General features: G+C 69.4%; 12 protein-coding genes. All 12 read left to right on the top strand.

Going from position 1 to position 13,264, the window contains the following annotated elements; genetic code table 11:
- Positions 1-12 precede the first annotated feature (12 nt).
- On the top strand, positions 13-3,510 hold the full coding sequence (mfd, locus tag ACFPZ3_RS42220; protein ID WP_379519994.1) for a transcription-repair coupling factor: 3,498 nt from the start codon (positions 13-15) through the stop codon (positions 3,508-3,510).
- Positions 3,511-3,539: 29 nt separating this feature from the next.
- A complete protein-coding gene (locus ACFPZ3_RS42215) occupies positions 3,540-4,142 on the top strand; it encodes a SurA N-terminal domain-containing protein (protein ID WP_379519993.1) in 603 nt (200 codons plus the stop codon).
- Positions 4,143-4,144: 2 nt separating this feature from the next.
- Positions 4,145-5,074, top strand: a complete 930-nt coding sequence (locus ACFPZ3_RS42210) for a nucleoside triphosphate pyrophosphohydrolase (protein WP_379519992.1) — start codon at positions 4,145-4,147, stop codon at positions 5,072-5,074.
- Between the two features lie 158 nt (positions 5,075-5,232).
- Positions 5,233-6,510 carry a phosphopyruvate hydratase gene (gene eno, locus ACFPZ3_RS42205; RefSeq protein ID WP_379519991.1) on the top strand — a complete coding sequence of 426 codons (1,278 nt, stop codon included), beginning with the start codon at positions 5,233-5,235 and terminating at the stop codon, positions 6,508-6,510.
- 66 nt (positions 6,511-6,576) lie between these two features.
- On the top strand, positions 6,577-6,993 hold the full coding sequence (locus tag ACFPZ3_RS42200) for an FtsB family cell division protein (protein ID WP_379519990.1): 417 nt from the start codon (positions 6,577-6,579) through the stop codon (positions 6,991-6,993).
- Positions 6,983-7,471 (top strand): DUF501 domain-containing protein, encoded by a 489-nt coding sequence (locus ACFPZ3_RS42195; protein ID WP_379519989.1) that lies wholly within the window; start codon positions 6,983-6,985, stop codon positions 7,469-7,471. Before ACFPZ3_RS42200 ends, ACFPZ3_RS42195 begins: the two co-directional genes overlap by 11 nt.
- Positions 7,462-8,409 (top strand): Ppx/GppA phosphatase family protein, encoded by a 948-nt coding sequence (locus ACFPZ3_RS42190; protein ID WP_379519988.1) that lies wholly within the window; start codon positions 7,462-7,464, stop codon positions 8,407-8,409. Before ACFPZ3_RS42195 ends, ACFPZ3_RS42190 begins: the two co-directional genes overlap by 10 nt.
- 173 nt (positions 8,410-8,582) lie before the next feature.
- The gene (locus ACFPZ3_RS42185; protein WP_379519987.1) at positions 8,583-9,770 is read left to right on the top strand and encodes a hypothetical protein; all 1,188 of its coding nucleotides are present in this window, start codon (positions 8,583-8,585) and stop codon (positions 9,768-9,770) included.
- A 168-nt stretch (positions 9,771-9,938) separates the two neighbouring features.
- Entirely contained in the window at positions 9,939-10,733 is a 795-nt protein-coding gene (locus tag ACFPZ3_RS42180) for a uracil-DNA glycosylase (RefSeq protein ID WP_379519986.1), read from the top strand.
- Positions 10,734-10,828: 95 nt separating this feature from the next.
- Positions 10,829-12,145 (top strand): NAD(P)/FAD-dependent oxidoreductase, encoded by a 1,317-nt coding sequence (locus ACFPZ3_RS42175; RefSeq protein WP_379519985.1) that lies wholly within the window; start codon positions 10,829-10,831, stop codon positions 12,143-12,145.
- 74 nt (positions 12,146-12,219) lie between these two features.
- Positions 12,220-12,732: a glycine cleavage system transcriptional repressor gene (locus ACFPZ3_RS42170; protein WP_379519984.1), complete on the top strand. Its 513-nt coding sequence runs from the start codon at positions 12,220-12,222 to the stop codon at positions 12,730-12,732.
- Positions 12,729-13,253 (top strand): peptide deformylase, encoded by a 525-nt coding sequence (locus ACFPZ3_RS42165; RefSeq protein WP_379519983.1) that lies wholly within the window; start codon positions 12,729-12,731, stop codon positions 13,251-13,253. Before ACFPZ3_RS42170 ends, ACFPZ3_RS42165 begins: the two co-directional genes overlap by 4 nt.
- Positions 13,254-13,264: the final 11 nt, after the last annotated feature.

The raw sequence follows: 13,264 nt of genomic DNA, 5'->3' as shown, positions 1-13,264 counted from the left end.
TGGACGTATCTGATGAGTCTTTCTGGACTACTTGACCTTGTTCGCGCCGACCCGAAGCTGACCGCCGCTCTCGAAGAGGGCGGCGACGTCTCGCTGATCGCGCCGTCCGCGTTGCGCCCTTTCGGGGTGGCCGCGCTGGCCGGGCACGACCAGCGCACTGTGCTCGCCGTGACCGCGACCGGGCGTGAGGCGGAAGACCTCGCCGCCGCGTTGACGAGCCTCATCGAGCCCGCGGAGCTCGGCTCCGTGTCGGTGTTCCCGGCCTGGGAGACGTTGCCGCACGAGCGGCTCTCGCCGCGCAGCGACACCGTCGGGCAGCGGCTGGCGGTGCTGCGCAGGCTGTCGCACCCGGTCAAGGGCGACACCGCCGCCGGGCCGCTCAGTGTGATCGTGGCGCCGATCAGGGCGTTGTTGCAGCCGATCGTGAAGGGGCTCGGCGACCTGGAGCCCATCCGGCTGCGCGCCGGTGACGACGCCGACCTCGACGAGGTGGTCGCCAACCTGGTCGCCAACGGTTACCGCCGGGTGGACATGGTGGAGAAGCGCGGCGAGGTGGCCGTGCGCGGCGGGCTGCTCGACGTGTTCCCGCCGACCGAGGAGCATCCGCTGCGGCTGGAGTTCTGGGGCGACACGGTCGAGGAGATCCGCTGGTTCAAGGTGGCCGACCAGCGCTCGCTGGAGGCGGCCGAGGACGGGTTGTTCGCGCCGCCGTGCCGTGAGCTGCTGCTGACCGACGAGGTGCGGGCCAGGGCGCGTGAGCTGGCCGAGGAGCATCCGGCGCTGGCCGAGGTGCTCGACCAGCTCGCCGAGGGCATTCCGGTCGAGGGCATGGAGGCGTTCGCGCCCGTGCTGGCGGGGGAGATGGACCTGCTGCTCGACCACCTGCCGATCAGGTCGGCGGTGTTCGTGTGCGACCCCGAGCGGATCAGGGGCAGGGCCGAGGAGCTCGTACGCACCTCGCAGGAGTTCCTCGAAGCCTCCTGGATCAACGCGGCGGCCGGCGGCGAGGCGCCGATCGACCTGGGCGCGGCCGCGTTCCGCACGCTGGAGGACATCCGCGGGCACGCCGACGTGCTGGGCCAGCCGTGGTGGACGATGGCGCCGTTCGGCGTCGGGGTGGAGCTGGACGCGCAGGACTCCGAGGCCTACCGCGGCGACACGGCCAAGGCGCTGGCCGACATCAAGGGCTGGCTGGCCGAGGAGAAGGCCGTCGTGCTGCTCAGTGAGGGCCACGGCCCGGCCGAGCGCATGGTGGAACTCCTCAAGGGTGTGGACGTTCCCGCTCGACTCCAGAAATTTCTGGATAAGGCGCCGGAGGCGAAGGTCGTCCATGTCTCGACCGGTCTGATCGAGCACGGGTTCATCACTCCCAACCTGGCCGTGCTGACCCACCTCGACCTGGTCGGGCAGAAGGCGTCCACCAAGGACATGCGGCGCCTGCCGTCGCGCCGCCGCAACATGGTCGACCCGCTCCAGCTCAAGGTCGGCGACCACGTGGTGCACGAGCAGCACGGCGTGGGCCGCTACATCGAGATGGTGCAGCGCACGGTGCAGGGCGCCACCCGCGAATACCTGGTCATCGAGTACGCCAAGGGCGACCGGCTCTACGTGCCGACCGACCAGCTCGACGAGGTCACCCGCTACGTCGGCGGCGAGTCGCCCACGCTCAACCGCATGGGCGGCGCCGACTGGGCCAAGGCCAAGTCGCGGGCGAAGAAGGCGGTCAAGGAGATCGCCGGGGAGCTGATCAGGCTCTACTCCGCGCGCATGGCCTCGCCTGGGCACGCCTTCGGGCTGGACACGCCGTGGCAGCGGGAGATGGAGGACGCCTTCCCGTACGTGGAGACCGGCGACCAGCTCGAAGCCATCGACGAGGTCAAGCGCGACATGGAGCGCGGCGTCCCGATGGACCGGCTGATCTGCGGCGACGTCGGCTACGGCAAGACCGAGATCGCGGTGCGGGCGGCGTTCAAGGCGGTGCAGGACGGCAAGCAGGTCGCGGTGCTGGTGCCGACGACGCTGCTGGTGCAGCAGCACATGTCCACCTTCGCCGAGCGGTTCTCCAGCTTTCCCGTCGCGATCAGGGCGGTCTCGCGCTTCCAGACAGACGGCGAGGTCAAGGGCTCCCTCGAAGGGCTCAGGTCGGGCGCGGTCGACGTGGTGATCGGCACGCACCGGCTGCTCAGCCCCGAGGTCAGGTTCAAGGACCTGGGGCTGATCATCATCGACGAGGAGCAGCGGTTCGGGGTCGAGCACAAGGAGGCCATGAAGCACCTGCGCACGCAGGTGGACGTGCTGGCCATGTCCGCCACGCCGATCCCGCGGACGCTGGAGATGGGGCTGACCGGCATCCGCGAGATGTCGACGATCCTCACGCCGCCGGAGGAGCGGCATCCGATCCTCACGTTCGTGGGGCCGTACGAGGAGAAGCAGATCGCGGCGGCGATCCGGCGCGAGCTGATGCGTGACGGCCAGATCTTCTTCGTGCACAACCGGGTGGCCTCGATCAACCGGGTCGCCGCGCGGATGCGCGAGCTGGTGCCCGAGGCGCGCATCGCGGTGGCGCACGGGCAGATGAACGAGCACCAGCTCGAAAAGATCATGGTGGGCTTCTGGGAGCGCGAATACGACCTGCTCGTCTCCACCACGATCGTGGAGTCCGGGCTCGACGTGCCCAACGCCAACACGCTGATCGTGGACCGGGCCGACAACTACGGCCTGTCGCAACTCCACCAGATCCGCGGGCGGGTCGGGCGAGGCAGGGAGCGCGGCTACGCGTACTTCCTCTACCCGCCGGAGAAGCCGCTGACCGAGACCGCGCACGAGCGGCTGGCGACGATCTCGCAGCACACGGAGATGGGCGCGGGCATGTACGTCGCGATGAAGGACCTGGAGATCCGCGGCGCGGGCAACGTGCTGGGGGCCGAGCAGTCCGGGTTCATCGCGGGCGTGGGCTTCGACCTGTACGTCCGGCTCATGGCCGAGGCCGTGCAGGAGCAGAAGGCCAAGCTGTCGGGCACCGAGGTGCAGGAGGAGCAGCCCGACGTCAAGGTCGAGCTGCCGATCAACGCGCACATCCCGCACGACTACGTGACCTCCGAGCGGCTGCGGCTGGAGGCGTACAAGCGGATCGCGGCCATCACCTCCACGGTCAACATCGACGAGGTGCGCGACGAGCTGACCGACCGCTACGGCAAGCCGCCGAGGGAGGTGGAGAACCTGCTGGAGGTGGCCAGGTTCCGGATCAAGGCGCGCTCGGCCGGGCTCACCGACGTCACGCTGCAGGCGCAGAACGTCAAGTTCGGCCCGGCCAGGCTGAGAGAGTCGCAGCAGGTGCGACTCGACCGGCTGTACAAGAAGGCGATATACAAGCAGGCGGCGGAGACGCTGCTGGTGCCGGTGCCCAAGACCAAGCCGCTGGGCGGGCAGCCGCTACGCGATCTCGATCTGCTCAAATGGTGCGGTGACCTGGTCGAGGCGATGTTCCTCGAACCCGCACGGGTAAGCTAGCGGCGGTTTTCTGGTCGAAAGGGACGTACGTGAAGTCGATACGAGTGGCTGTGGCCGCCGCGGCGGTGGGCGTGGCGCTGACCGCCTGCTCCTCCCCCATGCATGCCGGGGCCGCGGCCGTGGTCGGAAACGAGCGCATCTCGACGAGCAGGCTCGACGCGGACACGCGGGCCTACCTCGCCGCGCTGAAGCAGAACAAGCTGGACGAGACGCAGCTCGGAGTGCCGGTCACCCAGGTCGTGCTGCAGCGCCTGGTCAACGTGAGCGCGTCCGAGCAGCTCATAGCGCGTTACAAGGTGCCGGTGAGCGAGACCGAGATCGACACGGCGCTGAAGGACCCGGGTCAGTTCGAGTCGCCCGCGATCAACCTGCTGGCCAACGGCGTCTCGCCCAACGACGCCCGCGCCTACGGCCGGGTCATCGTGGGCCTGTCGAAGCTGCAGCAGCAGTTCGGCGGCCAGGCCGCGCAGCAGAAGCTGACCCAGGAGTTCGCCTCGATCAAGACGGTCTTCAGCCCGCGTTACGGTGCGCTCAACCCGCAGCGCTCGCAGGAGAACCCGGCGCTGTTCGTGGACACCGGCAGGTTCGGCAAGCTCGCCACCCAGCCCGCGCAGCAGCCGGCGCAGGGCTGATCGTGCCGCTGATCGTCGTCACCACCTCGCCCAGGGTCGCGCCGGGCCTGCTGAGCCACCAGGCGTGGCAGGCGCTGCGCTCAGGGCCCGTGCTGACCGGCTCCGCCGACCATCCGCACCTTCCCTACCTCGGTGAGGCCGGGATCGAGGTCGAGGTGGTCGAGCCGGACCCGGCGGGGCTGGCGCGGCGGGCGATCGGCGAGAGCGTGGTGTGGTTGTCCGCGCAGGACGGTGAGGAGTTCATGCGGGCCGTGGGGCATGCCGCGGTCGCGCTCGACGAGCCGCCGGTCATCGAGGTCGTGCCGGGGTCGTACGACCTGCCGGGGGCGCGGGTGCTCGACCTGGTCGCGGTGATGGACCGGCTGCGTACCGAGTGTCCGTGGGATCGTAAGCAGACGCACGAGTCGCTGGTGCCGTACCTGCTGGAAGAGGCCTACGAAGTGCTCGAGACCATCGAGCAGGGCGACTATCCGGCGCTCCGGGAGGAGCTGGGCGATCTGCTGTTGCAGATCGTCTTCCACGCGCGGGTGGCCGGCGACTTCGACATGGACGACGTGGCGGACGGGATCGTCGAGAAGCTCGTACGCCGCCATCCCCACGTGTTCGGCTCGGTGCGGGCCGAGAGCGCGGACGAGGTCAACGACAACTGGGACGCGATCAAGGCGGCCGAGCGGGCCGCCAAGGGCAGGGAGTCGGTGCTCGAAGGGGTGCCGATGGGGCAGCCGGCGTTGTCGCTGGCGGCCCAGCTGCTGCGCAGGGCCGAGCGGGCGGGGGCGCCCGAGGCGTTGTCGGCGGCCATCGGGCAGGGGGTGGCGCGGGAGCTGTTCGACCTGGTGCGCCGGGCCGGCGAGGCGGGGCTCGACGCCGAGGCCGAACTGCGGGCGGCGGCTCGTACGTACCGGGATCGGGTGCATTCGTGGGAGTCGTCCTGAGTTTGGCGCGATAAGTCGCGAAATGTCAGGATCCCGTGGGATGTAACCAGGGGGACTGATGGTGGAGCAGAGACTGCACTCGGGGGAGCCACGAGAGGTGGCGGGCGTACCGATAGGCTCTGATGGCATATTTGCCTTTCGATTTAGGAGCGCATCCCGTGGCTACCATCGAGGTCGTATACGCTCGCGAGATCCTCGACTCCCGGGGTAACCCGACGGTCGAGGTCGAGGTGGTGCTCGACGACGGCAGCACCGGCCGCGCGGCCGTGCCGAGCGGGGCGTCCACCGGTCAGTTCGAGGCGGTCGAGCTGCGTGACGGCGGCAAGCGTTACGGCGGCAAGGGCGTGGAGAAGGCCGTCCTCGCGGTGACCGACGAGATCTTCGAGGAGATCAACGGGGTCGAGGCCGAGGACCAGCGCATCATCGACCAGATCATGATCGACCTGGACCGCACGCCCAACAAGGCCAAGCTCGGCGCCAACGCCATCCTCGGCGTCTCGCTGGCCGTGGCCAAGGCCGCCGCCGACAGCGCCGACCTGCCGCTCTTCCGCTACCTGGGCGGCCCCAACGCCCATGTGCTGCCCGTACCGATGATGAACATCCTCAACGGCGGCGCCCACGCCGACACCAACGTGGACATCCAGGAGTTCATGATCGCGCCGATCGGGGCGGAGACGTTCCGCGAGGCCGTGCGCATGGGCACCGAGGTCTACCACGCGCTCAAGAGCGTGCTCAAGGAGAAGGGCTACGCCACCGGCCTGGGCGACGAGGGCGGCTTCGCGCCCAACCTGCCCTCCAACCGCGACGCCCTCGACCTGATCCTGGTCGCGATCGAGCGGGCCGGCTACGTGCCGGGCGAGGACGTGGGGCTGGCGCTCGACGTGGCCGCCTCCGAGTTCCACAAGGACGGCGTCTACACGATCGACGGCAAGGGCCTGTCGGCGCGGGAGCTCATCGCGTTCTACGAGGACCTGGTCGCCAACTACCCGCTCGTCTCCATCGAGGACCCGCTCGACGAGGAGGACTGGGAGGGCTGGAAGGCCATCACCGACTCGCTCGGCGCCAAGGTGCAACTCGTCGGCGACGACCTGTTCGTGACCAACCCCGAGCGGCTGGAGCGCGGCATCAAGGACGGCGCGGCCAACGCGCTGCTGGTCAAGGTCAACCAGATCGGCACGCTGTCGGAGACGCTCGACGCCGTGGACCTGGCCCACCGCAGCGGCTACCGCTGCATGATGAGCCACCGCTCCGGCGAGACCGAGGACACGACGATCGCCGACCTGGCCGTGGCGGTCAACTGCGGTCAGATCAAGACCGGCGCGCCGGCCCGTTCCGACCGGGTGGCGAAGTACAACCAGCTGCTGCGCATCGAGGAGCTTCTCGATGACGCCGCCCGTTACGCGGGTCGCGCGGCTTTCCCGCGTTTCCGGCGCTAGTTTCGAGTACGGCTCGCGGCACCCCGAATCCGGCCGCGAGCCGTATTTGAGGGGGGTGTGCAGCAATTGGCGAAAAGGCCGCAGCTGACCGGGCGGGCCGCCATCCTGGCCGTCGTGGTGTGCGCGATCGCGATGAGCCTGGCCTACCCTGTGCGCGAGTACATCAGCCTGCGCCGCAGTATTTCCGAGCTGCGGGCGGAGAAGGCAAAGGTCGAGGCGGACAAGCAGGCGTTGCTGGCCCGCGACCGGCAGAGCGACGACCCCAACTGGATCAAGAAGACGGTCAAGGAACGGCTGCATTACTGCGGGCCCGGCGAGAAGTGCTATGTGGTGATGGAGCCCGAACAGGGCAGGGAACAGACGGCCGTGAAACAGCCGGCGACGGTGCCGCCGTGGTACGAGACGCTCTGGCAGTCGGTGGAGGCCGTCGACGAGGGCACCGGGCGCAGGGCCGTCACGGGAAAGGAGAGCGTTGGACAGTAAGGACGTCGAGGTCGTCCAGAACCAGCTCGGGCGTCCGCCCAGGGGGCTGCGCGGGGTCGCGCACCGCTGCCCGTGCGGCAACCCCGACGTGGTGGAGACCGCGCCGCGGCTGCCCGACGGCTCGCCCTTCCCGACCCTCTACTACCTGACCTGCCCCAAGGCCGCCTCGGCGATCGGCACGCTGGAGGGCTCGGGCCTGATGCGGGAGATGCAGGCCAGGCTGGCCACCGAGCCCGAGCTGGCGGCGGCCTACCTGGCGGCGCACGACGACTACGTGGCAAGGCGCGACAAGGCGGCCCAGGAGGCGGGGCTGGCGCCGCTGCCGCGCGACATGCAGAGCACGGGAGGCATGCCGGAGCGGGTCAAGTGCCTGCACGCGCTCGTGGCGCACGAGCTGGCGGTGCCCGGGGCCAACCCGTTCGGCAGGGAGGCGCTGGACGCACTCCCCGACTGGTGGAGTGACGGACCATGCGTGTAGCCGCCGTCGACTGCGGCACCAATTCCGTGCGTCTGCTCATCGCCGACGTCCGCGACGACGAGCTGGTCGACGTCGAGCGGCGGATGGAGATCGTCCGCCTCGGCCAGGGGGTCGACAGGACCGGCAGGCTCGCGCCCGACGCCCTGGAGCGCACGTTCAAGGCCATGCGCGCCTACCAGGAGCTGATCGAGCGGCACGGCGCCACCGCCACGCGCGTGGTGGCCACGAGCGCCACCAGGGACGCGGTCAACCGGGACGAGTTCGTGGCCGGCGTACGCGAGATCTTCGGCGTGGCGCCCGAGGTGGTGACGGGGTCCGAGGAGGCGGAGCTGTCCTTCACGGGCGCGACCAGGGGGCTGGTGCGCCTGTCGCCCGAGACGGAGGTGCCGCAGGGGCCGCTGCCTCCTTACCTGGTGGTGGACATCGGCGGCGGGTCCACGGAGTTCGTGGTCGGCTCCGAGCACGCGCAGGCGGCGCTGTCGGTGGACATCGGCTGCGTGCGCCTGACCGAGCGGCACCTGCGTGACGCCGGCGATCCGGCGCCCGCACTGGCCCTGGAGGCGGTGGTGGCCGACATCGAGGCCGCGCTCGACCGGGTCGAGGCCGAGGTGCCCGTACGCCGGGCGCACACGCTGGTGGGCCTGGCCGGCTCGGTGACGACGATGGCGGGCATCGCGCTCGACCTGCCGGCCTACGACTCGGCGCGGATTCACCACTCGCGCATTTCCGCCGAGCAGGTTCACGATGTGACACGGCGGCTGCTCGCGATGACCCATAGTGAGCGCGCGGACGTTCCTGTCATGCACCCCGGCAGGGTTGACGTGATTGGCGCGGGTGCGCTAATTCTTGACCGTATCGTCCGTCGTTTCGCGTTCTCGCAGGTCGTGGTGAGTGAACACGACATCCTCGATGGAATCGCGTGGGCTATAGCGCGATAGCTGAAGAAATCCGGACATTTCCGATGTGTCGCGCGTGTTGAGCGTGCAAACAGTACTGTGCTTAGGTAAAGGGGCATTACGGGGGCTTTGCCATATCGCTGTGCGCAAAATGGCGCTGGCGTGGCGACCGTTCCCGGGCGCGCCTCTTCCCTCTCGGAATGGAGCACTCTCACATGATGTCTGTTGGCTTAGCACGTAGAGCCGCCGCGTTCGGCGCGTCGGCCGCGGTGCTGGCCGCCATGGCAGCGGGCCTGGTCGCCGGCCCCGCCCAGGCGGCTACCTCGACCAAGGCCGCCAAGCCGGCGTCGGGTCCCAAGGTCTCGGTCACCGCGCCGAAGGCCTCTCCTGGTGACTACGAAGGTTCCTGTCCGGTCAAGGTCAACTTCTCGGCCAAGATCAAGGTGCCGGTCAAGGGCAAGACGGAGCTGGCCTACCGCTGGCTCCACGGTGACGGGTCCAAGAGCAAGGTCAAGGTGGTCAAGCTCAAGGGCAAGGGCACCAAGACCGTGACGGTCAAGCAGGCCGTCACCTTCAAGGACGAGGTCAAGGGCTGGGAAGCCGTCCAGGTCCTCAGCCCGAAGAAGGTCACGTCCAAGAAGGGCTACTTCGCCGTCTCCTGCCAGGAGCCGCTGAAGGACGTACGCACGCAGCTCGACCCGACGATCACGGCCCGCGTCTGGGCCAGCCCGAGCTCGTACACGGGTCCCTGCACCTATGGTGACAAGATCGACTTTGTTGGCCTGATCAAGGCCGACCGCCCGACCTGGGTGCGTTACCAGTGGGTGCTCAACGGTGACGTGGTCGACCGCGGCAAGGTCAAGGTTCGCGACACGCGGAAGGTCGGCTTCGGCATCTCCCCGCGTCACAGCCAGCGTGGCTGGGCGCAGCTCGAGATTCTGGGCTCCGACGGCACCTCCTCCAACCGGGCCTCCTACAAGGTCTGGTGCAGGGACGGGAAGCCGCAGCACCCCAAGCCCGAGCACCCCAAGCCCGACGCCAGGGTCTCCGCGTCCGCATCGGTGAAGACCACGAGCGACTGCTCGGTCACCTCCTCCGGTCAGATCACCTCGACCGGCGCCGGCCGGGTCAGCTACACCTGGTCCCTGAACGGTTCCGTGGTGGACAGCGGCTACACCTACTTCACCCGTGAGGGTGGGACGCACTTCGTCAGCGGGATCTCCTCCGCGCTGAGCGGTGACGCGGCCAAGGGCGGGACCGTGAGGTTCTCGGTCACCGGGCCGAACAACGGTGACACCGTCACCTCGTCCTACGCCGCCTGCAAGGCGCCTGCTCCGGCCACCGAGCCGACGCCGTCGCCGTCGCCGTCGCCTGCGACGACGACCTCCGCTCCCGCCGCCTGATCCAAGGCGCTGAGCGATCGAACCGGGTGGCACCTTCGGGTGCCGCCCGGTTTCTTTCATGTCGCCACCTCCCGGCCGCCTTGGGACCGCGAGCATCCAGGCGGCCCCTTGCACGGGCCGCTCTACTTCGGCGCGGGTCCGGGGTGGGGATCGGGCACGATCGGTGTCATGAGTTTTGTAGCGCCTGGCACCGGCTGGCCCGACGACCCCGCGACCGCTGACACCCCCGTCGCGCTGGACCCCGAGGATGTGCGCCGGCTGGCCGCCGGCAGTGGGACGCTCGCGGAGCTCACGGCCGGGCAGTCCGTCTGCCGCGCGTGCCCGCGCCTGGTGGAATGGCGCGAGGAGGTGGCCGAGGTGAAGCGGCGGGCGTTCGCCGACGAGACGTACTGGGGCCGTCCGGTCCCTGGCTGGGGGGATGAACGTCCGCGGATCCTGCTGGTCGGCCTGGCCCCGGCGGCCCACGGGGGCAACAGGACCGGGCGGATCTTCACCGGCGACCGCAGCGGCGACTGGTTGTTCGCCTCGCTGTACCGCACCGGCCTGGCCGCCCAGGAGACCAGCACGTACGCGGGAGACGGCCAGAAGCTCCTGGGGACCCGCGTGCTGGCGTCGGTGCGCTGCGCCCCGCCCGCGAACAAGCCGGCGCCGGAGGAGAAGGCCGCGTGCTTCCCGTGGATGGCCAGGGAGATGGCGTTGGTGGCGGAGGACGTGCGGGTGATCGTGGCGCTGGGCGGGTACGCCTGGCAGGCCATGTGGCCGGCGCTCAAGGACGCGGGTTACGCGCTGCCCCGCAGCCGCCCGCCGTTCGGCCACGGCGCCGAGGCCGAGATCCGGTACGGCGACGCGCCCGTCACCCTGCTCGGCTGCTACCACCCCAGCCAGCAGAACACCTTCACCGGCCGCGTCACCGCCCAGATGCTGGACGACGTCTTCTCCAGGGCCAGGTCACTGGCTGTGTGACGCGTCGCACCATCCCAGGATTGGATTCGCGGGAGGCAGTTGACGTAGGCTTGTGAATGCTTTCACAAGCACTCCACGAGGGATGGGGCCTCAGGATGAAGAAGGACATTTTGATCGTCGGCGGCGGATACGTCGGCCTGTACACAGCACTCCGGCTGCAGCGCAAACTCCACAGCGAGCTGCGCAGTGGCGAAGCCCGCATCACGATCATCGACCCCCAGTCCTACATGACCTACCAGCCGTTCTTGCCTGAGGCGGCGGCGGGTAACCTCTCGCCGCGCCACATGGTGGCCCCGCTGCGCCGGATCCTCCCGAAGGCGCGCATTCTCAACGGAACCGTCACCAAGGTGAACCACGCCGAGCGCACCGTCACCTTCCAGCCGGGCGGGGGCGAGCCGCGCGAGGTGTCCTACGACGTGATCGTGATGGCCGCCGGATCGATCTCCCGCACGCTGCCGATCCCCGGGCTCACCGACATCGGCATCGGGTTCAAGACCGTGGGCGAGGCCATCGCGCTGCGCAACCGCGTGCTGCGCCTGCTCGACGTCGCCGAGTCGACCGAGGATCTGGAGCTCAGGCGCAGGGCGCTGACGTTCGTGGTGGTCGGAGCCGGGTTCGCGGGCGTCGAGGCGCTGGCGGAGCTGGAGGACATGGCGAAGGACTCGACGCGCTACTACCGCAACATCCAGCCGTCCGACATCCGCTGGGTGCTGGTGGAGGCCACGAACCGGGTGCTGCCCGAGGTCGGCCCCGAGATGGGTAAGTGGACCCTGGAGCAGCTGCGCGAGCGCGGCATCGACGTCAAGCTGGAGACCCGCCTGGAGTCCTGCGAGGGCGGGAACGTGGTGCTCTCGGACGGCTCGGCGTTCGACGCCGACACGCTCGTGTGGACCGCCGGCGTCAAGCCGAGCCCCGTGGTGAACGACAGCGACCTGCCGCTCGACGAGCGCGGCCGGATCAAGGCCACCGCCATGCTCACCGTGGCGGGCACGCCGGGCGCCTTCACGGCCGGCGACGCCGCCGGGGTGCCGGACGTGACGAACCCCGGCCAATACTGCGCCCCGAACGCCCAGCACGCGGTCCGCCAGGCGAAGGTGCTGGCCGACAACATCGTCCGTCACCTCCGCGGGCAGGAACTGGTCGAATACCGCCACAAGTATGTCGGATCGGTCGCCGGTCTGGGCCTGCATCAGGGCGTCGCCAATGTCTATGGGCTCAAGCTTCGCGGATTCCCTGCATGGTTCATGCACCGGACCTACCATCTGTCGCGGGTGCCGACGCTGAACCGGAAGGTCCGTGTCGTCGTCGATTGGACCCTGGCCCTGTTCTTCAAGCGAGAGACGATCTCGCTGGGTGAGATGGAGCACCCGCGCGACGGCTTCAGGGCCGCGGTGGCGACGACTCGCCGTTAGCCCAGGTACGGCAGCGCCCCGGTGATCCATTCGCCGGGGCGTTTCGGCACCCTTGAGCGGAAGGGGTACCACGGGTGGGTCTTTCAGCGGTGACCGTGCTCGGCGTCGACCGGCCCGGCGTGATCGCCGCGGTCACCGGTTCGCTCGCCGACTGCGGGGCGAACATCCAGGACTCGACCATGACGCTGCTCGGCGGCCACATCGCGATGATGTTGCTCGTCTCCGGCGAGCTGGACGCGGCCGAGTTGGGGAAACGCCTCGGGGATCCGGAGCTGGTGGTCACCGCCTCGGCCATCGAGGCCCGCCGCCACTTCTGCGACGACGGCGGCGGTCTCGGCTACGTGCTGACCGTGTACGGCCCCGACCGGCCGGGCATCATCTCCGCCGTCAGCGCCGTGCTGGCCGCGGACGGCGGCAACATCACGGGCATGAGCACCAGGCTCACCGGGCGGCTCTATGTCCTGATCGCCGACGTCGAGCTACCGAAGGAGGTGGACGTGGCGGCGCTCATGCGCAGGCTGGCGGCCGTCGGCGCCAGTCTCGACTCGGACATCACCTTCAGGCCAGTCGAACCGGACCTGCTGTGAAGCGGGCAGGGGGGACCGCGCGCGAGGTGCTCGGCGCCCCCCACCCCCTCCTGTCCGCCACGGCGGAGCCGGTGGACCCCACCGCCCCCGAGATCGTGGCCGCCGCGGCCGATCTTCTCGCGACCCTGCGCCAGGAGCCCGCCACGATGGGCCTGGCGGCCCCCCAGATAGGGCTGAGCTTGCGGCTGATCGCCTTTGACGCGGGGAGCCACCCCAAGAGTCGGTCATGGGCCGGAGAGCTCGTGGTGGCCAATCCACGGCTCGCCGGCGCGGCCCACTGGGAGAGCGGGCGAGAGGGGTGCGCGTCCATCAGGGGACTCACGGCCGATGTACGCCGCGCGGGGCGTATCACCGTACATGGGCATTTGCCAGGCAGCGGCGAGGCGGTCACCATCGAAGCGGATGCCTTCGAAGCTCGTTGCATTCAGCACCAACTGGACCATCTGGACGGTCTACTCTTCTTGGACAGAGTCCCTGGAGCGCTATCACTTCACCGCAGACTTCACACTTGTGACGCCTGATGCGAAGTTGT

Source organism: Nonomuraea insulae, from assembly GCF_042656245.1.
The sequence above is the reverse complement of the archived record's forward strand: the minus strand, read 5'-3'. Positions and strand labels throughout refer to the sequence as shown.